This window comes from Pseudomonas sp. 10S4 (assembly GCF_034344865.1).
Taxonomy (GTDB): domain Bacteria; phylum Pseudomonadota; class Gammaproteobacteria; order Pseudomonadales; family Pseudomonadaceae; genus Aquipseudomonas.
This window is the reverse complement of the sequence record NZ_CP133774.1, coordinates 6412543-6437107: the sequence shown is the minus strand read 5'-3', so window position 1 is coordinate 6437107 and position 24565 is coordinate 6412543. Positions and strand designations below refer to the sequence as shown.

Sequence of the window (24565 nt, the reverse complement as noted above, 5' to 3'; positions counted from 1 at the left end):
CCTGTGGCGAGGGAGCTTGCTCCCGCTGGGTTGCGGAGCAGCCCCGCTCTTTCCCAAAAGAAGGGGACTGCTGCGCAGTCCAACGGGAGCAAGCTCCCTCGCCACAGGTTCAGTGTCAGGTTTGACTGCTTTGGATCAGTCGCGATAAACCGGGAAGTCACTGCACATCGCAGCGGCCTGGCGGGCGACGGTTGCCTCGACGTCGGCATCGCCAAGGTGATCGAGGATGTCGCAGATCCAGCCAGCCAATTCGATGCTTTGGGCTTCCTTGAAACCACGGCTGGTGATCGCCGGTGTGCCGATGCGCAGGCCCGAGGTCACGAACGGCGATTGTGGATCGTTGGGCACGGCGTTTTTGTTCACGGTGATCCCGGCCGCGCCGAGGGCGGCGTCGGCGTCTTTGCCGGTCAGGCCCTGGCGGATCAGGCTGACCAGGAACAAGTGGTTATCGGTGCCACCGGACACCACGTCGTAGCCACGGTCAATGAAGACCTTAGCCATCGCCTGGGCGTTGCGGATCACTTGCGCTTGATAGGTCTTGAACGCCGGCTCCAACGCTTCTTTGAAGCACACGGCTTTGGCCGCGATGACGTGCATCAGCGGGCCGCCCTGGCCGCCGGGGAAAACGGCGGAGTTGAGTTTTTCTCCAGCTCCGGATTGGCCTTGGCCAGGATCAAACCACCGCGTGGGCCGCGCAGGGTTTTGTGAGTGGTGGTGGTCACCACGTCGGCAAACGGGATCGGGTTCGGGTACAGCCCGGTCGCCACCAGCCCGGCCACGTGGGCCATGTCGACAAACAGGTAAGCGCCGACCTTGTCGGCAATCTCACGGAAGCGTGGGAAATCCAGGGTCTTCGAATACGCCGAGAATCCGGCGATGATCATTTTCGGTTTGTGCTCGACGGCCAGACGTTCGACTTCGTCGTAATCAATCAGCCCGGTCGCGGTGTCGATGCCGTACTGCACGGCGTTGTAGAGCTTGCCGGAAAAACTCACTTTGGCGCCGTGGGTCAGGTGACCGCCGTGGGCCAGGCTCATGCCCAACACCGTGTCGCCAGCCTGCAGCAACGCCAGATAAACCGCTGCGTTGGCCTGGCTGCCGGAGTGCGGCTGGACGTTGGCGTAGTCGGCGCCGAACAGTTGCTTGGCGCGATCAATCGCCAGTTGCTCGACCACGTCGACGTGTTCGCAACCGCCGTAGTAACGCTTGCCCGGATAGCCTTCGGCGTACTTGTTGGTCAGGCCGCTGCCTTGCGCTTCCATCACCCGTTGGCTGGTGTAGTTTTCCGAAGCGATCAGCTCGATGTGGTGTTCCTGGCGTGCGTCTTCGGCGTTCATCGCTGCCAGCAATTCGTCGTCATAGCCTTTGATCTGGTCGTGCTTGGTGAACATGGTGAAGTCCTCTGTTGTTCTTGGATGTCTGACGTACACCCGAAGGAGCTGCCGAAGGCTGCGATCTTTTGATCTTGCTCTTGATACGGAAGATCAAAAGATCGCAGCCTTCGGCAGCTCCTACAGGGTTGTGTGTTTTTTCGAGACGGTGTTTTTAGGCGTCCTGGTAGTCGGCGATTGATGGGCAGGCGCAGATCAAATTGCGGTCGCCAAACACGTTGTCGACACGCCCTACAGGTGGCCAGTACTTGGCGTCGATCAGGGTTTCGATGGGGTAAACCGCTTGCTCACGGCTATACGGATGTGTCCACTCGCCCACGATTTCCGCCGCGGTATGCGGGGCGTTTTTCAGTGGGTTGTCGTCCTTGTCCAGCGTGCCGTTTTCCACTGCGCGGATTTCTTCGCGGATGCGGATCATGGCGTCGCAGAAGCGGTCCAGTTCTTCCTTGGATTCGCTTTCGGTCGGCTCGATCATCAGCGTGCCGGCCACCGGGAACGACATGGTCGGGGCGTGGAAGCCGAAGTCGATCAGGCGTTTGGCGACGTCATCGACGCTGATGCCGCTGCTGTCTTTCAGCGGACGCAAATCGAGGATGCATTCGTGCGCGACCAGGCCGTTGCTGCCGGTGTAGAGCACTGGGTAATGTTCTTCGAGGCGACGGGAAATGTAGTTGGCATTCAGGATCGCCAGTTGCGAAGCACGCTTCAAACCGGCGCCGCCCATCATCCGGATGTACATCCAGGTGATCGGCAAAATGCTTGCGCTGCCGAACGGTGCGGCGCAGACCGCGCCTTCTTTACGCTCCATCTGGGCATGGCCCGGCAGGAACGGCGTCAGGTGCGATTTCACGCCAATCGGGCCAACGCCCGGGCCGCCACCGCCGTGGGGGATGCAGAAGGTTTTGTGCAGGTTCAAGTGCGAGACGTCGCCGCCGAACTTGCCCGGTGCGCAGAGGCCGACCATCGCGTTCATGTTGGCGCCGTCGATGTAGACCTGGCCGCCATGGTCATGAACGATGCCGCAGATTTCGCGGATGCCTTCTTCGAACACGCCGTGGGTCGACGGGTAGGTGATCATCAGCGCGGCGAGGTGTTCGCGGTGCTCGATGGCCTTGGCGCGCAGGTCTTCGATGTCGACGTTGCCACGGGCATCGCACGCGGTCACCACCACGCGCATGCCGGCCATGTTGGCGGTCGCCGGGTTGGTGCCGTGGGCCGAGGACGGGATCAGGCAGATGTCGCGACGATCTTCGCCACGGCTCTGGTGATAGGCGCGGATCGCCAGCAGGCCAGCGTATTCACCCTGGGAACCGGCGTTCGGTTGCAGCGAGATCGCGTCGTAACCGGTGTCGGCGCAGAGCATCGCCTCCAGTTCGTCGGTCAGTTGCTGGTAGCCGGCGCTTTGCGCGGCCGGGGCGAACGGGTGCAGGGCACCGAATTCAGCCCAGGTCACCGGGATCATTTCGCTGGCGGCGTTGAGTTTCATGGTGCAGGAACCCAGCGGGATCATGGTGCGATCCAGTGCCAGGTCCTTGTCGGCGAGCTTGCGCAGGTAGCGCATCAGCTCGGTTTCCGAGTGGTAACGGTTGAACACCGGGTGGCTGAGGATCGGCGATTGGCGAACCAGTTCAGCTGGGATGGTGCTTTGAACGCTTGTAGCCAATGCCGCGAAATCTGGCAGCGCTTTGCCGTCAGCCAGCAGCGCCCACAAGGTTTCGACATCAGTTTGCGAAGTGGTTTCGTCGAGGGACAGGCCCAGACGTTCAGCATCGACCACACGCAGGTTGATCTGCTGGGCGCGAGCCTTGTCGTGCAGCTTGGCGGTGTTGGCGCCAGTGTTCAGCGTCAGCGTGTCGAAGAAGTTTTCCTGCTCAACCGTCAGACCGATTGCACTCAAGCCTTTGGCCAGAATCGCCGTCAGGTGATGCACGCGGTTGGCGATCTGCGTCAGGCCTTTCGGGCCGTGATAAACGGCGTACATGCTGGCGATGTTGGCCAGCAAAACCTGCGCCGTGCAGATGTTGCTGGTGGCCTTCTCGCGGCGGATATGTTGCTCGCGGGTTTGCATCGCCAGGCGCAGGGCCGGCTTGCCGAAACGGTCCACCGAGACGCCGACCAAACGGCCCGGCATGTCGCGCTTGAACGCATCTTTCGTCGAGAAGTACGCCGCGTGCGGGCCACCGAAACCCAGTGGCACACCGAAACGTTGCGCACTGCCGATGGCCACGTCGGCACCGAACTCGCCCGGCGGGGTCAGTACGGTCAGGGCCAGCAGGTCAGCGGCCACCGCGACCAAGGCATTGGCGGCGTGGAAGCGTTCGGTCAGTTCGCGGTAATCGAAGACGTCACCGTTGCTGGCCGGGTATTGCAGCAGCGCGCCGAAGAACGGCGTCACGTCGGTCAGTGTTTGCTCGTCGCCGACCACCACGTCGATGCCCAACGGCTCGGCACGGGTGCGCAGCACGTCGAGGGTTTGCGGGTGGCAATGCACGGAAGCGAAGAACGCATGGCTGCCTTTGTTCTTGCTCAGGCGTTTGCAGAAGGTCATCGCTTCGGCAGCGGCAGTGGCTTCGTCCAACAGCGAGGCATTGGCAATCGGCAGGCCGGTCAGGTCGCTGATCAAGGTCTGGAAATTCAGCAGCGCTTCGAGACGACCCTGGGAAATCTCCGGTTGGTACGGGGTGTACGCGGTGTACCAGGCCGGATTTTCCAGCAGGTTGCGCAGGATCGGCGACGGCGTGTGGGTGCCGTAGTAACCCTGGCCGATGTAGGTCTTGAACAGCTGGTTTTTGCTGGCGATGGACTTGATCAACGCCAGGGCATCGGCTTCGCTCAGGCCATCTTCGAGGCCGAGCACGCTGGTGCCTTTGATGCTGTCCGGGATGACGCTGGCGCTCAGGGCTTCGAGGGAGTCGAAGCCGAGGCTGTTGAGCATCGCTTGCTCATCGCCGGAGCGCGGGCCGATGTGGCGGGCGATGAATTCGTTGCGGGTGTCGAGGCGCAGGGTCATACAGAAGTCCTCAAGCGTCTTCGTGGGTCAGGCGCTCGTAAGCGGCCTGGTCGAGCAGGGCGTCCCTGGCGCTGGCGTCGCTGGGGCGCATGCGGAAAAACCAGCCTTCACCCAGCGCGTCTTCGTTGATCAATTCCGGGGAGCTTTCCAGCGTTGAATTGACCTCGACCACTTCACCGTCGAGCGGCATGTACACGCTGCTGGCGGCTTTCACCGACTCCAGCACAGCGACTTCATCGCCAGCGCCGAATGCACGCAACTCCGGCACCTGAACGAACACCACATCCCCCAGCGCCTGCTGGGCGTAAGCGGTGATGCCCACGGTGATCAGGCCATCGGCCTCAAGACGTAGCCATTCGTGATCGACGGTAAAACGCAATTCGCTCATATCAACTCCTCATTGTTCTGACTCATCCGCTGCTGGTGGCGGATGACGTTTACAGGCTCGTGTTGGTGACGAGCGTGGCTTGAGGGTTGATAGCAAGGGTGGTGCCAATGTTGGTTAGGCGTTGTAAATCAATGGGTTGAGAGGTTTTTAGTCGAATGGAGAGAGCGCGGCTGTATTGAAGTCAATACGGGAGTCGTGAGAGGAGGGCGTGAAGTCCGGGCCAGAGGCGTCGAGAAGGTATTGTCTTGAAATCGATACGGTGTATTGATTTTAATACGGCTATTCAGCCACAACGCAAATCCCTGTGGGAGCTGGCTTGCTCGCTCCCACATTTTGATCGAGCAAGGCTTACGGTTTGCCGGGAATCCCGTATTTACGCAACCGAACCGCAATTGCACTGTGAGAGGTTTGCAAACGCGCCGCCAGTAAACGACTGGACGGATAGCTGCGATAAAGCTGTTCCAACAGATCCTTTTCAAACCCTTCGACCGCATCTTCCAGGCTGCCAACCTCTCCATCGTTTTTGCGCTCGACAGCGGTGCGGGCGATGTCCAGGTCGTCGATGTCCACCAACGGATTCTCACAAATGGCCGCCGCCCGAAAGATCACGTTTTGCAGTTGCCGCACATTGCCCGGCCAGCGGTTGCCGAGCAGCGCCGCAAAGGTGCCGGGGGCCAGTCGGCACGGTGGTCGTTGAATCTGCGCGCAGGCTTGCTGCATAAAGTGGTTGGCCATCAGCAGGATGTCGTGGCCGCGTTCACGCAGCGGCGGCACTTGCAGGTTGAGCACGTTGAGGCGGTAGAACAGGTCCTCGCGAAAACTGCCTTCTGCGACCATTTTTTCCAGGTCGCGGTGGGTGGCGCTGAGCACCCGCACGTTGACCCTGACCTCACGATCACCCCCGACCCGCCGGAAGCAGCCGTCGCTCAAAAACCGCAGCAGTTTCGCCTGCAAGTACGGCGACATTTCACCGACTTCATCGAGAAACACCGTGCCCTGATCGGCCAGTTCCAGCAGACCCAGTTTGCCGCCACGCTGGGCGCCGGTGAAGGCGCCGCGCTCGCATAGCCGAACAGCTCGCTCTCGGCCAGGCTCTCGGGCAATGCCGCGCAGTTCAACGCCAAAAACGGTGAGTCGTGACGGCTGCTGATGGCATGGCAGGCCCGCGCTACCAGCTCTTTGCCGGTGCCGGTTTCGCCCTGAATCAGCAGCGGCGCATCGAGGGTGGCCACCCGCTGGGCGCGGGCCTTGAGGGTGCGGATCGCCGGGGATTCGCCGAGCAAGGCATCGAAACCTTCGGCATGATCGTGGTGCAGCGCTGACAGGCGTTCGCCGATGCGGTTCGGTTGATACAGGGTCAGCAGGGCGCCAGCGTCGGTGATCGGCATTGCGTCCAGCAGCAAGGTCTGGCCACCGAGGCTGACTTCACGCATCGGCAAGCGGTAACCGTTTTCGATCAAGGTGCTTTGTAAATCCGCATCATCAAACAGCGCGGTCAGCGGCTCACCCGCCGGTTCACGGCCACAGAGTGAAATCAGCGCCGGGTTGGCCAGCAACACGTAGCCGCGCTCATCCACCGCCAACACCGGGTCGGTACTGGCCGCCAACAAAGCATCGAGTTGCAGGCGTCGGCGTTGCCCCGGAAGGATGTCGACCATCGTCACCGCTTGCACGCCCTGCACCCCGAGAAACGCCTCGCGCAATTCTTCCAGCACCTCGGCACCGAGGGTCGGCGCATCGATGTAGACGTTCGGCGGGACCATCTCGACCGCGTCCAGGTTGAACCGGCGCCCACCGAGCAGGGCCAGCACTTCCTGGGTGATGCCGACGCGGTCGATGAAGGTGACGTGGATGCGCATGGAGTGCCTGCAAGGTTGGCGAACGAAATGAGTATGCCCGGCACATGCCGGGTCTGTCAGGTGTTGGCGGTTTTGCGCGAACACGCCGCCAGGTCTTCAAGGAACGCCTGAAGGATCGGCGGCGGGGCGGTGCCGCGCCGGGTGATCACATCGAACGGCGACATCAAGCGCATGCTGGTCGGCGCCAGTTGGTGCATCTCGCCGGTCTTGATCCACTGGGCCGCAAAGTGCATCGGCAAAAAGCCCAGGTAAGCACCGGATATCAGCAAAATCGCCAGTGCTTCGATGTTGTCGACGGTGGCCGCCGCCTTGCTGACGCCCAGGTGTTCCAGGTCGTATTGCTGCATGTAGCCGCGCACGACGATCCGGCTCGCGCCAATTTCTTCGAGCAGTTCATCGCTCTCGGCCTGGCTGCCATACAGCGGATGCCGCCGCCCGCAGTACAAGCCCAAGGCTTCCTGATACAGCGGCGAGTGCAGCAGGCCAGGCACGTGGATCGGGAAGTGTCCGATGGCCAGGTGCAGTCGGCCGTCGAGCACGCGTTCTTCCAGTTCGGCGGGGGTGCCGACGTACACGTTCAGGTGCACGTCATGCCCCCGGGAGACGAAGCGTTGGGTGGTGCGCGGCAGTGGCGAGTCGGGGTCGGTAATCGTGGTGTCGATGATCCCCAGGTTGAGCTTGCCGCTGATGTGCTGCTTGAGCACGTCGGCGTCCATGCAGAAGTTTTCTACCGCCGAGAGCAGGCGCTGGGTCGCCTCATGAATCGCCACGCCTTGCTCGGTCAGGCGAAAGCCGCTGCGCCCGCGCTGGCAGAGTTTGACCCCCAGGCGAGTTTCCAGATGAGTCATTTGTTCGCTGATGGTCGACTGGCCGGCGTTCAGCGCCGCCTGCGCTGCGGAAAACCCGCCGCACCGAACAATCGTGGCAAACACCCTGAGCAGTTTCAGATCGACATCGTGCAGCTGAATCACCTTGGACCTCCCGCGTGTAGATGCATCGGTAATGCCGATATGAGTATCTGATGTTTGGCATTTTTTCCACGAAAACCTGCGCTCATAGTCATTTCAACAGCGGTCACCTTCCACCTCCGCTGAGTCGATAACAAGAATTGGAGAAGCCTGAAATGTCGAACAACGGTTATGAATCCGGTCGCCTGAACTTGCCGTTCGTAGGGCACTGTACGTTCGCCAAATCCCCGGTGTGCACCGATTGGGACGCGCTGGATGCCGACGTGGCGATCCTTGGCGCACCCAATGACATGGGCACCCAATGGCGCTCCGGCGCACGCTTCGGACCACGGGGTATTCGTGAGGCATCGACGCTGTTTTCCTTCGGTCATGCCGGCGCCTACGACCACGAAGATGATGTCATGTACTTGACCGCGGCGGACGTGCGCATGGTTGACGTCGGTGATGCCGATATCGTCCACACCGACATGGTCACCAGTAACCAGAACACCGAATACGCCGTGCGCAAGATTCTCGATGCGGGCGTCATGCCGGTGGTGCTCGGCGGCGATCACTCGATCCACGCCCCGGTAATCAAGGCCTTCGAGGGGCGTGGCCCGATCCACATCATTCACTTCGATGCGCACCTGGATTTTGTCGACGAGCGCCATGGTGTCCGCTACGGCCACGGCAACCCGCTGCGCCGCGCTTCGGAAATGAACCACATCGTCGGCATGACCCAAATGGGCATCCGCAACGTCTCGTCGTCCAATCGTGATGACTACGAAGCGGCCCACGCGGCGGGTTCGAAAATCCTTTCGGTGCGCGACGTCCGTCGCCTCGGTGTCGAAGGTGTACTGGCGCTGATCCCGCAGAACATCAACTACTACATCACCATCGACATCGACGGTTTCGACCCGTCCATTGCCCCTGGCACCGGTACGCCGAGCCATGGCGGCTTCCTCTACTACGAAGTGCTGGAAATCATCCAGGCCCTGGCCAAACGCAGCCAAGGCAACATCGTCGGCATGGACCTGGTGGAAGTGGCACCGGTTTATGACCCGACCGGCATGACCTCGATTCTGGCGGCGCAACTGCTGCTTAACAGCATTGGTTTCATCTTCCACGAGCGGGCTCAGGCGCGGCACGCGATGAGCGAATCCACCACGGCCACGGCGTGATTTGACCGCCGCACAGAGGGTATGAACATGGACACAATCGTTAAGCAATACCTGCAGAAATTCGGCGTCTCGGAAGCCACCCAAACCTTCCTCAGCAAAGTGCAGAAAATGTTCATCGGTGGCGCCTTTGTCGAGGCCAGCGACGGGCAGACGTCCGATGTGATCGAACCGTCAACCGAAGGCCTGATCACCCGCATTCCGATGGGCACCACCGAGGATCTGGACCGCGCTGTGCAAGCCGCCCGTGCCCAGTTCGACGGCGGCGCCTGGCGTCAGGCCAAACCGGCGGAACGCGAACGGCTGATGCAGCGGCTGGCGGATCTGATTGAACAAAACGCCGCTGAATTGGCAGAGATCGAATCCATCGACATGGGCAAGTCCGTGGCGTTTGCCAAGGATGTCGATATTCAGGGCACGGTCGACACCCTGCGCTACTTCGCCGGTTGGGCGACGAAAATCCACGGCCGCACCGTCGAGCCTTCGCTGCCGGGCAACTACCTGGCCTATACCCGCAAGGAAGCGGTGGGCGTGGTCGGCGCCATCGTGCCGTGGAATTTTCCACTGCAAACCATGGCCTGGAAGCTCGGCGCGGCACTGGCGACCGGTTGCACCGTGGTGGTCAAACCCGCCGAACTGACCTCGCTGTCGGCCTTGCGCTTCGCCGAACTGGTGCAAGAAGCCGGGATTCCGGACGGCGTGATCAACATCGTCACCGGGCGCGGCAGTGTGGTTGGCGCGGCAATGGCGACGCACCCTGGTATCGACAAACTGACCTTCACCGGTTCGACGCCGGTCGGTCGTACCGTCGGCCGCGCGGCGCTGGATGAAATGAAGCGACTAACCCTCGAACTGGGAGGAAAATCGCCGGTAATCGTCCTCGCCGATGCCGACGTGCCGGCCGCCGCCCAAGCGATTGCCAATGGCGTGTTCTTTAACTCCGGCCAGGTGTGCGATGCCGGTACGCGGGCCTATATTCATCGCAGTGTCTACGACGAATTCCTCCGCGAACTGATCGCCTATACCCGCACCTTGAAGATGGCACCGGGGCTGGATCCAGATTGCTTTATCAGCCCGTTGGTCTCGGCGTTGCAAAAGGCCCGCGTGACGGAATACATCGAAACCGGCAAACAGGAAGGCGCCGAACTGGTCTACGGCGGCCAGCCGGTCGAAGGGCCTGGGTTCTTCGTCGAACCGACGATTTTTGCCCATTGCCGCAACGACATGCGCATCGTTCAGGAAGAGATTTTTGGCCCGGTGCTGGTGACCGCGCCGTTCGACGATGAAGAGGAGGCGTTGGCCCTGGCCAATGACTCGCCGTACGGCCTGGCGGCCGCGCTGTATTCCAATGACCTTGGAAAAGTGCATAGCCTGATCCCGCGATTGCGCGCCGGCTCGGTCTACGTCAACGCCCACGGCACCCTCGACCCGTCGATGCCGTTCGGTGGTTACAAGCAGTCTGGATTCGGCAAGGACCTGGGTGCGGAGCAGCTCGAATACTTGCTCGAAACCAAGGCCGTGTGGATCACGCTGCCCTGAGTCATTGTTGACTCAAACCCTGTGGGAGCGGGCTTGCTCGCGAAGAGGTCGGCACATCCAGCATGGATGTCGGCTGATACACCGCTTTCGCGAGCAAGCCCGCTCCCACAGAGGCGTTCCCCCGTAAGGATGCGGTTATTTCGTCATGATCTTCCAACAATAAGAGTACGTCATGAACACTAACGCCAAGTCCGCCCCGAGCGTGTCGGTCCTCGATGACAAACCCGTCGTCGAAAGCCATTCGATTGATTTCATCCCGGAGAACGAGCGCACCGACAAGCTGTCGAGCCAGGGCCCGTTCTGGTTTCTCGGCAACTTCACCTTCTTCACCATGACCATCGGCTTCGTCGGCCCAAGCGTCGGTCTGACCGCTTTGTGGACCACGCTCGCTGGCACGCTGGGCATCATGTTCGGCACGCTGTTCATGGCGTTTCACGGTTCGCAGGGCCCGACAGCTCGGTCTGCCGCAAATGATCCAGTCGCGACCGCAGTTCGGTTATCGAGGTGTGATTTTGGTGTTGCTGGCGACGCTGTTTGTGTTTGCCGGGTTCAACATCGTCAACCTGGTGTTGATGATGCAAGGGCTGCACACGCTGTTTGGCTTCAACCCCGCCGTGATCGCTGTGGCAGTGACGATACCGGCGGCGGTCCTGGCGATCCTCGGCCATGACTGGATGCACCGCAGCTTCAAATGGGCGTTGTACCTGTCGCTGCCGCTATACGGCTTGGTGACGTTGGCCGTGATTATGGGCTGGGTGCCCGATGCCGCGATGCCGGTACTGGCCCCCGGTGAAGTCGCCCCGGCGCCATTGGGTTTCAACTGGACCGGTTTCATCGCTCAGTTCGCGGCGGCCGCCAGCTACAACATCGCCTATGCCCCGTATGTGTCCGACTACTCGCGTTATCTGCCAAAAAACACCTCCAGCGGGAAGCTGATCGCGGTGGTCTTCCTCGGCGCTTCGTTGTCCGGTGCGTGGATGATTTCCGTCGGTGGCTGGCTGGCCGATCACCTGCATTCCACTGACGTACTGGTGGCGCTCGGGCAAGTCGGCAACACCGTCTCGCCACTGATGGGCACGGCGGTGGTGGTGGTCACGATCCTGGCGTTCCTGCCGGTCATTGCGATGAACATCTACAGCGCGAAACTGACCACGCTGACCTGCGTCGACTCCATCAAACACATCGAACCGACCCGCAAGGCGCGGATTCTGGCGATTGGTTTTGTGATCCTGCTGCAACTGGGCGTGGCCCTGAGCATCCAGAGTTCCGGCAAAGGTTTGTCCGTGCTGGGGATCTACCTGGTGGTGATGCTGTACTTCCTGGTGCCCTGGACCTCGGTCAACCTCACTGACTACTTTTTCGTGCGCAAGGGTCGCTACGCCATCCCGCACTTCTTCATGCCCCACGGCAATATTTACGGCAGCTGGGGCCTGCGCGGTATCGCCGCGTATGCCATCGGCTTCATCTCGATGATCCCGTTTTTCTACATCTACGACGGCGTCGAACAGCGCGAAGTCTACGTCGGCCCGCTCGCCAGAGCGCTCGGCAGCATCGACATCGCCTGGCTGGTCGGGCTGATCGTCTCCGGGTTGGTCTACTACTGGTTCAGCCGCTCGATTGACCTCAAGCGCGAAGAAGCGGTGATCCAGCAGATCGAGAAAACCTGCCCGCAATACACCACCGGCGACACGCTGACCAAACACTCGTCACCGGTCTTCAACGAATCGACGGTCGGGAGATAACCATGACTACCCCAAAATACGACTACATCATTATCGGCGCCGGCTCGGCAGGTTGTGTGTTGGCCAACCGCTTGAGCGAAGACCCGGCCACCTCGGTGCTGGTGCTGGAATTCGGCGGCAGTGATCGCAGTGTGGTGATCCAGATGCCGAGCGCGTTTTCGATCCCGATGAACACCAAGAAGTACAACTGGCGCTACGAAACCGAGCCCGAGCCTTACCTCAACGGACGCCGTATTCACTGCCCGCGCGGCAAGGTGCTGGGGGGCTCATCCTCGATCAATGGCCTGGTCTACATCCGTGGTCACGCCTGTGACTTTGATGAATGGGAGTCGCTCGGTGCCAAGGATTGGGGCTACCGCAATTGCCTGCCGTACTTCAAACGGGCAGAGCACTACGAAGGTGACGGTGACAACTACCGGGGTAAAACCGGGCCGCTGCACACCACCAATGGCAACCACATGAAAAACCCGTTGTACGGCGCGTGGGTCGAGGCCGGAGCCGAAGCGGGCTACATCAAGACCGATGACTGCAACGGCTTTATGCAGGAAGGCTTCGGCGCGATGCACATGACGGTCAAGAATGGCGTGCGTTGCTCCACGGCCAACGCCTATTTGCGCCCGGCCATGAACCGCCCGAACCTGACGGTGGTCACCAAGGCGATGACCCGTCACGTGATCCTCAAAGGCAAGCGCGCCGTGGGGATCGCCTACGACCACGACGGCCAGACCCATGAGGTGTATTGCAACCGCGAGGTGCTGATTTCCGCCGGGCCGATCGGCTCGCCGCACCTGCTGCAACGCTCCGGCATCGGCCCGGCGGAAGTGTTGCGCAAGGCCGGGGTCGAGGTCCGGCATGACCTGCCGGGCGTCGGTGAAAACCTGCAGGATCACGCCGAGGTCTACATCCAGTTTGGCTGTAAGGAACCGGTGACGCTGAACAGCAAAATGGATCCGCTGAGCAAACTGCTGATCGGCCTGCGCTGGTTGCTGTTCAAGGACGGACTCGGCGCTACCAACCATTTCGAGGCCGGCGGTTTTATTCGCTCCGAGAAGGGTTTGCGCTGGCCGGACATTCAATTCCACTTTCTGCCGGCGGCGATGCGCTACGACGGCAACAAACCGATCAAGGGCCATGGCTTCATGGTGCTCACCGGGCCGAACAAACCGAAAAGTCGCGGCTATGTACGCATCCGCTCGGCCGACCCTTACGAGCATCCGCTGATCCAGTTCAACTACCTGCAAAGCGAGCAGGACCGGGAAGGTTTCCGCCGCTGCATCCGCCTGACCCGGGAGATCATCGGCCAACCGGCGATGGACCGCTTCCGTGACGGCGAGATCGCGCCAGGGCCGTTGGTGAATAGCGATGAGGAGATCGATGCGTTCGTGCGGGAAAACCTCGAGAGCACCTACCATCCGTGCGGTTCATGTCGCATGGGTGAGGACGACGGGGCGGTGGTGGACTCGGAGCTGCGGGTGCATGGCATCGCCGGGTTGCGGGTGATTGACTCGTCGGTGTTCCCGACTGAGCCAAATGGCAACCTCAATGCGCCGACCATTATGCTGGCCGAACGGGCTTCGGATCTGGTTCGCGGACGCAAGATGCTGCCGGCGTCGGAAGCGGCGGTGGGGCGTGTTGAGGATTGGGAGACCAGTCAGCGGACCTCATTGCCGGCGCGGAACGTCAGGGTGTGATTTAACTCAGGCTCACTTGAGAACACTGTCCTTGAGGAGAAAGAAGCTTACTTGTGGCGAGGGAGCTTGCTCCCGCTGGACTGCGCAGCAGGCCCCAGCTTTTGGATAGAGCGGGGCCGCTTCGCAGCCCAGCGGGAGCTAGCTCCCTCGCCACAGGTTCGGTGTCAGGCTTGATTGACGGGTATCAGCGTTCTGGAAGATCCCAGCTTTCACGCAGCTGCGCATATTCCGACTCCGGCAACTGAACCAGCAACGGCTCCTGCCGCGGGTCGAGCCAACTGAACAACTTCGCAATATTAGCCGGGTCCATGGCCGTACACCCCAACGTCGGCGAAGTCGGCCCACGCCAGATATGGAAGAAAATGCACGACCCAGCACCCGCAGCCGCTGGCGTGTTGTGCTCGATGAAGATCCCATTTTGGTACATGTCATCGTCGCGGCGCATCTGTTCGGAGCTGTTCCAGTCCTTGCTTACCGTCGAGCCGTCGACCAGTTGGTTGTAGCGTTTGGATTGGCTGTCATCCACGCATTCCTCGGTCGAGGTCAGCGCCAGATAGGGCAATTTGGTGTCCGCCGAGTTGCCGTAGCCAAACGCTGTGCCGAGTTTGAAAATCCCCGCCGGGGCTTTGCCATCGCCTTCACGCTTGACTGGCCCCTCGCGTTGGTCGACGACGGTCAGTCCCTTGCCCCAGGCCAGTCCACTTTTACCGACCACCACCGCAAACGGCTCGCCGTATTTTTCAAAGGTTGGCCCATGGCGTTCATAGCGCTGGGCGCTGCCCTGAATGTCGGTCCAGTTTTTGGTAGTGACGATAATCAATTGGTTGCTGGTACTCAGTGCCAGCGGGGTAATCGGGAAATCCATCACCTGCTTCAACGCGGGATTGCCGGTGTAGGTGAAGTGCCACCATTCTTTCGAATAACCGACAAACCCTTCTTTCTCCAGCGCGCTGGTGAGTCGCTGGCGATTGGCTTTGGCGGTGGCGTTGATTGCCGTGCTGTCGGTGTGTGCCGGCTCATCGAAGCAATCGAAGCCAGTGCCCATGTCCAGCGCACCGTCCGCAAAGCGCTGGTCATAAGGCGCGGTGCAATCGACTTGCCTGGCCGACGGCGTCCAGGTGGCGGCGGGCAGGGCGGTTGGGCCGGTCAGCGTCAGGTCAACGGTGCTGCCCTTGGAATGATTCGACACCCGCGCCACGTAGCCCAGGTGCCAGAAGTCTTGCTTGTCCACGCGCGGATAGAATTCGGCTTTGGTCGGATCACCCACCACTTTGGCGAAATTACCCATATCGGCAACCGCGCGAGCAGGGCGATAGCAGTCGAAAACCTTCAACCCGTAGCCTTGGGAATGCAGTGCGGTTTGAACCCGGGCGAGGGCTTTGGCCGCATCCACCGACAGCAGGCATTCAGGCGCCTCGTAACCGTCGAGCGGGTGGCCGGTGAAGTTGTGGGCCGTGGCGTAGCGGATGTCTTGCTCGATGCTGGGGGCGATTGTGCGCAGATAAACCATGTGCTCGGGCCGTGGTTCGGCGTTGGCCATGCCCGGCACGACAAGGCACAGGGTCGCCAGGATTTTGCTCAGCGCGGGCATGGGATGCCTCCATAAAGAGTCCATATTCAGCGGATCGCACCTCGGATATCGGCCAGGATCCGCGCCGCATCTCGCGCCGGCGGTAAACCGAATACGAGAGCATAGTCGCGACTGAACTGGGTGGCGCTTTCATAGCCGACATCGAAGGCTGTGCTGGTGACGCTTTTAGCGTTGGCCACCAACAGCGTCCGGGCCTGTAGCAGTCGAACGCGCTTTTGATACTGCAAGGGGCTGAAGTTGGTTACGGCCTTGAAGTGCCGATGGAAGGCCGACACACTCATCGCCGCTTTCTGCGCCAACGCCTCCACCCGTAGCGGCTCGGCAAAGTCGCGGCGGATCCACTGGATGGCCAGACTCACCCGCGCTATTGCCGAATCGGGCGCGGCGATTTCCCGCAGCATCCCGCCGTGGGGGCCCTGCAACACCCGATAGAGAATCTCCCGCTCGTAGACTGGGCTCAACGCCGCAATATCCGTCGGCCGATCCATCAATCGCAGCATCCGTACCCAGGCGTCCATCAGCTCGGGTGTGACTGCAGCGACCGAGAAACCGGCTTCCTGTTCATGGCGCCCGGCCGCCGGGGAAGGTCCGCCAGCAGATTCGCCACCACCGCAGGGTCGAGCGTCAGGCTGACGGCCAGGTAAGGCTCGCCGGTCGCGGCCGGATGCACCTGGCCCACCGCCGGCAGTTCGATGGACATGACGAAGTACGTCGCCGGGTCATAGCGCAGCGTGCGGTCGCCAACGGTCATCGATTTACTGCCCGTCAGTATCAGGTTGATCATCGGCTCGTAGACCGCGGCCAGCAGGTGTTCCGGGATTGCGCCCTGAACCATTGCCACCCGTGGGATGCCGGTCTCGGTACGGCGGTTTTCCGCCCTGGCAGCGAGGGTTCTAAGTTCATTCAGCTGATTGTTCATGGGGAGACATCTGATCCCATGACCACCCACGGCGCAAGCAAAAAGCAGAAACAGGCAGGTTTCGAGTAGGAATGGCTGCGCTCGCCGGCAGGTCAATCGCTACCGTGGTGGCTTACCTCATTCACAACGGAGCAAACATATGAATTCGTCATCCTGATCACCGGCGGTAGTCGCGGCATCGGCGCCGCCACCGCCCAGTTATGTGCCCGGCACGGCATGGGCGTCATCCTGACCTACAACAGCAACCGCCAGGCGGCCGAGTCGGTCGTGGCGCTTATTAACGCTGAAGGCGGCAAGGCCGTGGCGTTGGAACTGGACGTAGGGGATGTCGGCTCGTTTGGTGTGTTTGTCGAGGCGGTACGGCATGCGCTGCAATCGACCTGGCAGAAGGCGACCCTGAAAGGCTTGGTCAACAACGCCGGACATGGCCTGTTTAACCCGATCGAGACGGTCACCGAGGCGCAGTTCGACAGCCTGATGGGCGTCCACCTCAAAGGCCCGTTCTTCCTGACCCAGGCCCTGTTGCCGCTGATGGAGGAGGGCGCGGGCATCGTCAACCTGACCAGCGCGACCACCCGCGTGGCCACTGCCGGCGTAGCCCCGTACGCCGCGTTCAAGGGTGGCCTGGAAGTGCTGACCCGCTACATGGCCAAGGAATTCGGTGAGCGGCGTATCCGCGCCAATGCCGTCTCGCCCGGCGCGATCCGCACGGAATTGGGTGGTGGCCTGAACGATGAATTCGAAGCATTGCTCGCTTCGCAAACCGCCCTCGGTCGCGTCGGCGAACCGGCCGATGTCGCGCGGGTCATCGCCATGCTGTTGTCCGAGGACAGTGGCTGGATCAACGGGCAGAACATCGAGGTTGCTGGCGGCTATATCATCTGAAGGCGTTCAGCCTTATACACCAGGCTCTGCGGTTGCCCCGGTACATCATCCAGCTCACCGAAGGGTTGCATGCCGATTTTTTCCAGCACACCGATGGAGGCCGAGTGGGCAGGCCGGACTAACGCATAAACCTGTTCGACCTCCAGGTCAGTAAAGGCGAATTCGAGCGCTGCGCTGCCCAACTCCGTCGCATAGCCCTTGCCCCACGCGGCGGCATCAAACCGATAGCCCAGGTTCAGTCGCTCAACGTTGAGGTAGTTGTACAACGCAATGCCGCCGAAACCGATCACCTGCTCCGGTGCTCCACTGGTTGAAATCGCCCATTGGCCGTAGCCGTTTTTGCCCCAGTGATGGAGCCAGCTTTGCAGCAACACTTCGGCCTGACGAGCGTCGGCCAGCGGCCCTGCCGGGTTGAACTGATTCGTCGCCGGGTCGCCGTAGATCTCAAACAGGCGAGCCAGATCTTCGGTTTTTGGCGGCCTCAAGATCAATCGCGCGGTGGTTTTGTGCATGGTCCGGTCAGTCCTTGTCGGAGCGGCATTATTTTTTCGGGGTTTTACCGCTGGTAGGGATGTGCAGGTAAGCCATCACGCTTTCGGTCAGTTCGGTCGCCAGTTTCACAGCTTCTTTATTGCGCGCCATCACGCCCGCGACCAAGCCTTCAATCAACGCGAGCACGGCGATGTTGGAACTGGTCAACACCGGGTGGTCGGCGGGGGCAAACAGCGTGTGTTCGGCGATGCTGGTGAGCGGCGAGGCGGGGGAGTCGGTGATCGCCAGTACCGAGGCGCCACGTTCGTTGGCGAAGCGCGCGAGTTGCAGGGTGTCGAGGGAATAGCGCGGCAGCGAGATCGCCAGCAACACGTCCTGATCGGTGATCGCCGCCAGTCGGTACGCGGCGTTTTCGTTACCACCTTCCATGCTGATCGCGGTGGCGTCGGCACAGAACGGCATCAGGGTCGAGGCGGCGAGGCCGGCGAAGTAGACGCTGTTGCCAAAGCCGAGGATGTAGATTTTGCGCGCGGTGGTCAGTCGGGTGACGAACGCTTCGAAGGTGTCGGCATGATTGTTGGTCGCCGCCGTGGCGAGGTTGCTGCTGGCGCTCTGGATTTGCTCATGCAGGCCAAACGCGCCACCGGGCCGATGAGCCAGTTCGTTGCGCAGTTTGTCGACTGGCGAGACCATCTGCTGCAACGTTGCGACCAGTTCGGCCTTCATCCCGGTGTAACCGCCCAGGTCCATGGCCTTGGCCAAGCGGTTGACGGCCGCGGGTGAAGTCGACGTCTCGTGCGCCATCTCTTCGATGGTCAGCGTTGCCGCCCGCAATGGGTGACGCAGGATAAAATCTGCGACCTTGCGCAGCGACGGCGGCAAATCGGCAACGATTTCCGCCAGTTTGCGCATGACCGGCGCGGCATAGACCGTGGTGTTTTTCGATGAAGTCGGCATGTGCGGCTCAACAGATCCTGAGGGCATAAGGTTGGCTGGAGTGTATCCGAAGCCAACCGTCGGTGCGCAGCGCGGGTTTGACCGACTATTTCAAACTGCCGGACAGAAATTGCTGGAGGCGCTCGGACTGCGGATTGACCAGCACCTCACGCGGGTCGCCACGCTCTTCGACCTGGCCCTTGTGCAGGAACACCAATTGGTTCGAGACCTCGCGGGCGAAGCCCATTTCGTGGGTCACGACCACCATGGTCCGGCCTTCGAGGGCCAGGTCCTGCATGACTTTGAGCACTTCGCCGACCAGTTCCGGGTCGAGGGCCGAGGTCGGTTCGTCGAACAGCATCACTTCCGGCTCCATCGCCAGCGCGCGGGCAATCGCCACCCGCTGCTGCTCGCCACCGGACATGTGTGCCGGCCAGGCGTCCATACGATGGGCCACGCCGACTTTGTTCAGGTAATGCTCGGCCTTTTCCCGTGCCTCTTTCTTGTTGATGCCCAGCACGTGAACCGGGACTTCCATGACATTTTCCAGCGCACTCATGTGCGACCAGAGGTTGAAATGCTGGAACACCATCGACAGTCGCGAACGCATGCGTTGCAACTGTTTGGGTTCGGCAGCCTTGAGCCCGCCGAGTTTGTTGCTCACCAGTTTCAGTTGTTCACCGTTGAGCACGATGTTGCCGGCGTTGGGCTGCTCCAGCAGGTTGATGCAGCGCAAAAAGGTGCTTTTACCCGAACCGCTGGAGCCGATGATGCTGATCACATCGCCGGCCTTCGCTTCCAGGGACACACCCTTCAGTACTTCGTGTGAGCCGTAGCTTTTGTGCAGGTTCTGGATTTCAAGTTTGTACATGCTGTTCACTCTTCTGGAGTCAGTCGCTGAGCAAGCGACCCTGGCGAATAAGGCGGGAGCCGGCGACTTTGGCCAGCCACAAACCGGGTTGGGCAAAACGCAGGCGTTCGCGGGCATAGAGGATGCCGTCGGTGCTGGCGCGCACGATGCTGTGGCGGTCGGTCAGCGGATCCAGCACTTCGAACAGTGGATCGCCGACCCTGACCCGGGCGCCCAGCGGTTGCAGGAAACTCACCACGCCGGGGTGCGGCGCATAAGCGTATTGCGCGCCGGCGAAGGGCGTCGCTTCGCAGCCGCTCGGTGGCGCGTCCGGCCAGTCGCCGCTGATCAGGCCTTGTTCGGCGAGGTAACCGAGAATGGCTTCGGCGCTATCCACACATTGCTCGCGTTCGGTGTCGGCCATGCCGCGCAACTCGATGGTGGTGGCCACGCAGGCCAGCGCAATAGCGGCTTCAGGAAACAGTTCGGCAAACCGTAGCCAAGGAATCGCACAGGCTTCATCGAAGGCGCTGCCGCCGGCATCTTCGGCCAGCAGAGCGGCGCCGGCACCGAGTCGAGCGGCCAACGAGCGCAGGCGCGGCCAGTTTTGCGGCATGGCGTAAAGCAACATGATCGACTCGAAATCGCAGTGCAGGTCCAGCACCACATCGGCGTCGCAGGCATGTTGTAGCAACAGCCGGCGCAGGCCATCGAGTTCCGATGTCGCGGGCGGCATGTCGGCGAGGACATCGAGCATGGCGCGGCGGATCAGCACGGTGTTGAGGTCGGCATCGTCGCTCAGTTGATCTTTCACCAGCGCTGCCACGGCTTCCACCAGTTCCGGGAAGTCGCGGTTGAAGTTCTTGCCGCTGTTGAACTCGAAGCGCCCCTGATGGGTGGCCTGGAACATCTGGGCGATGCCGATGGGATTAGCCATCGGCACCAGCTCGATGGTTCCGTTCAGCCGACCTTGTTCTTCCAGCACCCGCAGACGTCGCTTGAGTTCAACCGCCACGCGCATTCCCGGCAGCTCGTCGGCATGCAGGGAAGCCTGGATGTAAGCCTTGCGCGGCCCGCTGCCAAAGCGAAACAGCGACAGACGCCGTTCAGTGCCCGACGCACTCCACGGCAACAAGTATTCAATGTGCTCCATAAATGCTCCTTAGTGCTTGCGCGGTGCCAGATACGCCAGCCAGCGGCGCTCGGCCAGCTTGAACAGACGCACCAGAATGAAGGTCAGGGCCAGGTAGATCAGGCCGGCGGTGATGAACGCCTCGAACGGCAGGTAGAACCGCGAACTGACTGTTCGCGCGGCGCCGGTGATGTCCACCAGGGTGACAATCGACGCCAGGCTGGTGGTTTGCAGCATCATCAGCACTTCGTTGCTGTACTGCGGCAGCTGCCCGGCGCAAGGCCGATGGCAGCAGAATCCGCCGGTACAGGGTGAAGCGCGACATGCCCATGGCTTTGGCCGCTTCGATCTCGCCGTGGGCCGTGGACTTCAAGCTGCCGGCCAACAGTTCCGCGCTGTAGGCACTGGTGTTGATCGCAAAGGCCAGGCAAGCGCAAAAGGTCGCGCTGGACAGGTACGGCCACAGCGCGCTTTCACGCACGGCGGCGAACTGCGCCAGGCCGTAATAGATCAGGAACAATTGCACCAGCATCGGCGTGCCGCGAATCACGTAGGTGTAGAGCCAGGCCGGGAAGCTGAGCAGCGGTGAGCGGGACACGCGCATCAGTGCCAACGGGATCGCCAGCATCAGGCCAAACGCCAGGGAAATCAGCAGCACTTTGAGGGTCAACAAGGCGCCGTTGAAATACAGCGGCAGGTTTTCCCAGATCAGGTTGTAGTCGAGCATCAAAGGTTGCTCCCAATCACAGTTCGGCGGCTTTGATGCCGACCGAGTAGTGTTTTTCCAGATAGCGCAGCACCAGCAACGACACGCTGGTGAGCATCAGGTACAGCGCCGCCACCGCGAGGAAAAACGTAAACGGCTCGTGGGTCGCGTCCGCCGCGTTCTTGGCTTTGAACATCATGTCTTGCAGGCCGATTACCGAGATCAATGCGGTGGATTTGGTCAGCACCAGCCAGTTATTGGTGAAGCCCGGAATGGCGAAGCGGATCATCTGCGGCACCAGAATCCGCCAGAACACTTGCGCGCCACTCATGCCATACGCCGCGCCAGCCTCGGCCTGGCCTTTGGGGATCGCCATGAACGCACCACGAAAAGTCTCCGAGAGATAGGCACCAAAAATGAAGCCCATGGTGCAGACGCCGGCAATGAACGGGTTGATGTCGATGTAGTGGGTGTAACCGAACGCGAGCGCGAGGCGGTTCACCAGGTCCTGGCCGCCGTAGAAGATCAGCAGGATCAGCACCAGGTCAGGAATACCGCGAATCAGGGTGGTGTAACTTTCGCCGAGCATCGCCAGCCATTTGAGCGGCGACAAGCGAAACGCTGCACCGATCAGGCCGAGGGCAATCGCCATGGCCATGGAGGTCAGGGCCAGGTTGATGGTCAGCCAGGCGCCATCGAGAATGCTCGATCCGTAGCCGTGAAGCATGATGAAATTCCTCAAGCGAGCGCCGAATGGCGCGCGACACAAACCCGGCGCAGCGCCTTTAGCGGGGCGACGCCAGGGTCACAGGTAAGGGCTTATTCGCCGTAGATATCGAACGCGAAGTACTTGGCCATCACTTGCTGGTACTTGCCGTTGGCACGGATCGCATCAATCGCGGTGTTGAGGCGCGCGACGGTCACACTGTCGCCTTTGCGCACCGCAATCCCGGCGCCGCGACCGAAGTATTTCGGGTCGCTGATGTCCGGCCCAACCAGGGCGAAACCGTTGCCTGCCGGGGTTTTGATAAAGCTTTCATTGGTGTTGACGATGTCGGCGAGGGTGGCGTCCAGACGACCCGAGGCGAGGTCGAGAAAGGCTTCGTTTTGTGAGCCGTAACGCACCACGTCGACCCCGGCTTTTTCAAGCTGCTCGGTGGCGAAACGGTCGTAAGTCGAGGAGCGTTGCACGCCGACTTTCTTGCCCTTGAGATCCACCAGAGGGTCGTTGATCACATTGCCGGCCTTCATCGCGAACTTGCCCGGCGTGTGGTAGTACTTTTTGCTGAAGTCGACCGACTTCATCCGGTCTTCAGTGATCGACATCGACGACAACACGGCATCGATCTTGCGCACTTTGAGCGACGGGATCATGCCGTCGAATTCCTGGATCACCCACTCACATTTGACCTTCATCTCTTCGCACAGCGCGTTGCCGATGTCGTAGTCGAAACCACTGACGTTGCCCTCCGGCGTTTTGTAGGAGAAGGGCGGGTAAGCGGCCTCGATACCGATGCGCAGGCTGTCGTCGTCGGCGTGAGCCAAAAAGCTGAAAGCGCACAGTGCCAGGGCACCTAGAAGTTCTGTCTTGTTCATATTGTTGACTCCTTGGAGGGGGCGTTGGGTGGTGCAGGTGCGAGCCGTCCGGTTGGCGCGGTGGAGCAGTCCTGATGATTTTGTGAGGCTATAAATGACATGTATTATTTCATTAATCAATAGTCTGAAAATAAACGTGTCAGATTGAGGCGTGAAAAATCCCGGGCATGCCGGGATTTTGGGTTCTGCTGTTTGTTCGGAACTGCTTTCCAGAGCGGTTCGCGTGAGTTGGTACCGTCGGTCAGGATCAGGTGCTGGTATTACGCGTCACCAACCGCAACGCACTCGCGACACTGCCCACCGCAGCAAACCCTGCGCCGATGCTCAGCGCCAGCACCGGGCCGTGGGGGCCGGATATCCCGAAGCTCAACGCGACCAACGCGGCACCGGTCGCCTGGCCGATCAGTCGGGCGATGGCGATGGTGCCGCTGGCACCGCTGGAGCGGTCCCGAGGTGCGCTGGTCATCAGGGCTTTCTGGTTCGGGGCCTGGAAGAAACCGAAACCGATGCCGCAAATGATCATGCGGACCACGATCTCGATTGCGCCGGGATCACTCGGCATTAAGGCCAGGGACACCATGCCGGCGCTGAGAATGGCCAGCCCGATCCCGCCGAGCAGGCCGGGCGGGTAGGTGTCGGACAGACGCCCGGCCACCGGCGCGATAAGCGCCACGACGATGGACCACGGGGTCATCAAGAATCCGGTCTGGATCGGGTCGCGGCCCAGGGTTGTTTCGAAGAAGAAGGGCAGCGAGACGAAGGCCAAGCCTTGAGTGGCGAAGGAACAGAACGCGGTTAGCGCCGATAAGGCGAACATCGGGCGCTTGAGCAAATCCAGCGGGAACATCGGCGCCGGACGCCCGGATTCTCGGCGCAACATCAAGGCCCCGGCAACCAGGAATACCATGAGGGCGATCAACACGCTGTTCATTGAGCCCAACTGCGCGGCCTGGCTCAACGCGAAGATCAACGCACCGAAGGTGATGGCATTGAGCACGGCTGTTGGCCGGTCAAAGACCTGGGCTTTGAGTGTGCTGGTCGGCAAGGAACTCCAGGCGAAGGTCAGGGCAAACAGGCCCAGTGGCAGATTGATCAAAAACAGCCACGGCCAGTTGGCGACCGACAACACCAGCGAGGCGATGGTCGGGCCGGCGGCGAAGCAGGTGCCGACCACTAATGCGTTTAAACCGAGGCCGCGACCGAGGCGTTCCGGGGGAAAGATCAAGCCGATCAGCGCGGCATTCACGCTCATGATCGCACTGGCGCCGACGCCTTGGAGGACTCGGGCGATGGTCAGGGTCGGCAGCGACCAGGCGAGCGCGCACAACGCCGAAGCCACCACGAACAGGATGATGCCACCGAGGAACACCTTGCGGTGCCCGATGATCCCGCCCAGCGAGGCGAACGGCAGTAGGGTGGCCACGGCCGCCAGTTGGTAGGCGTTGATGATCCACACCGACGCGGCGGGCGACGCGTGTAAATCGGCGGCAATGGTCGGCAGCGCGGTGTTGGCGATGGCGGTGTCGAGTACCGCGAGGGCAATCGACACCAGAATCGCCACCAACCCACGGAGTTCACGGGAGGTGAGTTTGCCGGGAGTGGCGGCTGGCAGATTCGAGGCTGGCTGAGTCATGAGTTTTGACTGGCCAAGCCGGGAAGGACCACGCCCAACTGTTGATTGATCATTTTCCCGACTCCCCGTGTGCAGGCGCT

15 protein-coding genes and 5 pseudogenes are annotated in these 24565 nt (G+C 61.2%); 5 read left to right on the top strand and 15 right to left on the bottom strand.

Translation table 11 applies throughout. The features are described 5' to 3' along the window. Window positions 1-135 precede the first annotated feature (135 nt). The 5 genes and pseudogenes from glyA to RHM58_RS30005 form a co-directional block, all read right to left on the bottom strand. Window positions 136-1391: pseudogene (glyA, locus tag RHM58_RS30025) on the bottom strand (serine hydroxymethyltransferase). A gap of 154 nt (window positions 1392-1545) precedes the next feature. Continuing rightward, on the bottom strand, window positions 1546-4401 hold the full coding sequence (gene gcvP / locus RHM58_RS30020) for an aminomethyl-transferring glycine dehydrogenase (RefSeq protein ID WP_322268978.1): 2856 nt from the start codon (window positions 4399-4401) through the stop codon (window positions 1546-1548). Window positions 4402-4411: 10 nt separating this feature from the next. Further along, complete coding sequence (gene gcvH, locus RHM58_RS30015; protein WP_322268977.1) at window positions 4412-4789, bottom strand: glycine cleavage system protein GcvH; 378 nt, start codon at window positions 4787-4789, stop codon at window positions 4412-4414. Window positions 4790-5137: 348 nt separating this feature from the next. Continuing rightward, a pseudogene (locus RHM58_RS30010) lies at window positions 5138-6648 on the bottom strand (sigma-54-dependent transcriptional regulator). A 56-nt stretch (window positions 6649-6704) separates the two neighbouring features. Then, window positions 6705-7619 carry a LysR family transcriptional regulator gene (locus tag RHM58_RS30005; protein WP_201197163.1) on the bottom strand — a complete coding sequence of 305 codons (915 nt, stop codon included), beginning with the start codon at window positions 7617-7619 and terminating at the stop codon, window positions 6705-6707. 152 nt (window positions 7620-7771) lie between these two features. Between RHM58_RS30005 and speB the strand changes: the two genes are divergently transcribed. From speB to betA, 4 genes and pseudogenes are all read left to right on the top strand, one after another. Continuing rightward, window positions 7772-8776, top strand: coding sequence for an agmatinase (speB, locus tag RHM58_RS30000; RefSeq protein WP_201255987.1), 1005 nt, complete (start codon window positions 7772-7774; stop codon window positions 8774-8776). Between the two features lie 27 nt (window positions 8777-8803). Beyond that, window positions 8804-10312: an aldehyde dehydrogenase family protein gene (locus RHM58_RS29995; protein WP_201255988.1), complete on the top strand. Its 1509-nt coding sequence runs from the start codon at window positions 8804-8806 to the stop codon at window positions 10310-10312. A gap of 172 nt (window positions 10313-10484) precedes the next feature. Continuing rightward, a pseudogene (locus RHM58_RS29990) lies at window positions 10485-11826 on the top strand (purine-cytosine permease family protein); the annotation flags it as partial. Window positions 11827-12056: 230 nt separating this feature from the next. Then, window positions 12057-13745 carry a choline dehydrogenase gene (betA, locus tag RHM58_RS29985; RefSeq protein ID WP_322268976.1) on the top strand — a complete coding sequence of 563 codons (1689 nt, stop codon included), beginning with the start codon at window positions 12057-12059 and terminating at the stop codon, window positions 13743-13745. A 184-nt stretch (window positions 13746-13929) separates the two neighbouring features. Here the strand turns inward: betA and RHM58_RS29980 are convergent, their stop codons facing one another. Together RHM58_RS29980 and RHM58_RS29975 are read right to left on the bottom strand one after the other, a co-directional pair. Further along, a complete protein-coding gene (locus tag RHM58_RS29980; RefSeq protein ID WP_322268975.1) occupies window positions 13930-15336 on the bottom strand; it encodes a M15 family metallopeptidase in 1407 nt (468 codons plus the stop codon). A gap of 26 nt (window positions 15337-15362) precedes the next feature. Continuing rightward, window positions 15363-16255, bottom strand: a pseudogene (locus RHM58_RS29975) (AraC family transcriptional regulator N-terminal domain-containing protein). A 150-nt stretch (window positions 16256-16405) separates the two neighbouring features. On the opposite strand from RHM58_RS29975, the gene RHM58_RS29970 reads away from it, so the two are divergent. Next, window positions 16406-17140, top strand: a complete 735-nt coding sequence (locus RHM58_RS29970) for an SDR family NAD(P)-dependent oxidoreductase (protein ID WP_322270923.1) — start codon at window positions 16406-16408, stop codon at window positions 17138-17140. Here the strand turns inward: RHM58_RS29970 and RHM58_RS29965 are convergent. From RHM58_RS29965 to RHM58_RS29930, 8 genes and pseudogenes are all read right to left on the bottom strand, one after another. Continuing rightward, the gene (locus tag RHM58_RS29965) at window positions 17128-17652 is read right to left on the bottom strand and encodes a GNAT family N-acetyltransferase (protein WP_322268974.1); all 525 of its coding nucleotides are present in this window, start codon (window positions 17650-17652) and stop codon (window positions 17128-17130) included. The genes RHM58_RS29970 and RHM58_RS29965 overlap by 13 nt on opposite strands. 28 nt (window positions 17653-17680) lie before the next feature. Continuing rightward, on the bottom strand, window positions 17681-18589 hold the full coding sequence (locus tag RHM58_RS29960; RefSeq protein ID WP_201255995.1) for a MurR/RpiR family transcriptional regulator: 909 nt from the start codon (window positions 18587-18589) through the stop codon (window positions 17681-17683). Between the two features lie 85 nt (window positions 18590-18674). Continuing rightward, window positions 18675-19439 (bottom strand): ABC transporter ATP-binding protein, encoded by a 765-nt coding sequence (locus tag RHM58_RS29955; protein WP_322268973.1) that lies wholly within the window; start codon window positions 19437-19439, stop codon window positions 18675-18677. 19 nt (window positions 19440-19458) lie between these two features. Continuing rightward, the gene (locus RHM58_RS29950) at window positions 19459-20571 is read right to left on the bottom strand and encodes a succinylglutamate desuccinylase/aspartoacylase family protein (protein ID WP_322268972.1); all 1113 of its coding nucleotides are present in this window, start codon (window positions 20569-20571) and stop codon (window positions 19459-19461) included. A gap of 9 nt (window positions 20572-20580) precedes the next feature. After that, a pseudogene (locus RHM58_RS29945) lies at window positions 20581-21277 on the bottom strand (ABC transporter permease). Between the two features lie 16 nt (window positions 21278-21293). Continuing rightward, window positions 21294-21983, bottom strand: coding sequence for an ABC transporter permease (locus RHM58_RS29940; RefSeq protein WP_201255999.1), 690 nt, complete (start codon window positions 21981-21983; stop codon window positions 21294-21296). 92 nt (window positions 21984-22075) lie between these two features. Then, window positions 22076-22852, bottom strand: a complete 777-nt coding sequence (locus tag RHM58_RS29935) for an ABC transporter substrate-binding protein (RefSeq protein WP_201256000.1) — start codon at window positions 22850-22852, stop codon at window positions 22076-22078. A gap of 247 nt (window positions 22853-23099) precedes the next feature. Then, window positions 23100-24485, bottom strand: a complete 1386-nt coding sequence (locus RHM58_RS29930) for an MFS transporter (protein WP_322268971.1) — start codon at window positions 24483-24485, stop codon at window positions 23100-23102. Window positions 24486-24565 lie beyond the last annotated feature (80 nt).

What these genes read in the sequence shown, in the direction of transcription:
- gcvP (WP_322268978.1), bottom strand. Translation starts at nt 4,401, where the DNA reads ATGACCCTGCGCCTCGACACCCGCAACGAATTCATCGCCCGCCACATC.
- gcvH (WP_322268977.1), bottom strand. Translation starts at nt 4,789, where the DNA reads ATGAGCGAATTGCGTTTTACCGTCGATCACGAATGGCTACGTCTTGAG.
- speB (WP_201255987.1), top strand. Translation starts at nt 7,772, where the DNA reads ATGTCGAACAACGGTTATGAATCCGGTCGCCTGAACTTGCCGTTCGTA.
- RHM58_RS29995 (WP_201255988.1), top strand. Translation starts at nt 8,804, where the DNA reads ATGGACACAATCGTTAAGCAATACCTGCAGAAATTCGGCGTCTCGGAA.
- betA (WP_322268976.1), top strand. Translation starts at nt 12,057, where the DNA reads ATGACTACCCCAAAATACGACTACATCATTATCGGCGCCGGCTCGGCA.
- RHM58_RS29980 (WP_322268975.1), bottom strand. Translation starts at nt 15,336, where the DNA reads ATGCCCGCGCTGAGCAAAATCCTGGCGACCCTGTGCCTTGTCGTGCCG.
- RHM58_RS29965 (WP_322268974.1), bottom strand. Translation starts at nt 17,652, where the DNA reads ATGCACAAAACCACCGCGCGATTGATCTTGAGGCCGCCAAAAACCGAA.
- RHM58_RS29960 (WP_201255995.1), bottom strand. Translation starts at nt 18,589, where the DNA reads ATGCCGACTTCATCGAAAAACACCACGGTCTATGCCGCGCCGGTCATG.
- RHM58_RS29955 (WP_322268973.1), bottom strand. Translation starts at nt 19,439, where the DNA reads ATGTACAAACTTGAAATCCAGAACCTGCACAAAAGCTACGGCTCACAC.
- RHM58_RS29950 (WP_322268972.1), bottom strand. Translation starts at nt 20,571, where the DNA reads ATGGAGCACATTGAATACTTGTTGCCGTGGAGTGCGTCGGGCACTGAA.
- RHM58_RS29940 (WP_201255999.1), bottom strand. Translation starts at nt 21,983, where the DNA reads ATGCTTCACGGCTACGGATCGAGCATTCTCGATGGCGCCTGGCTGACC.
- RHM58_RS29935 (WP_201256000.1), bottom strand. Translation starts at nt 22,852, where the DNA reads ATGAACAAGACAGAACTTCTAGGTGCCCTGGCACTGTGCGCTTTCAGC.
- RHM58_RS29930 (WP_322268971.1), bottom strand. Translation starts at nt 24,485, where the DNA reads ATGACTCAGCCAGCCTCGAATCTGCCAGCCGCCACTCCCGGCAAACTC.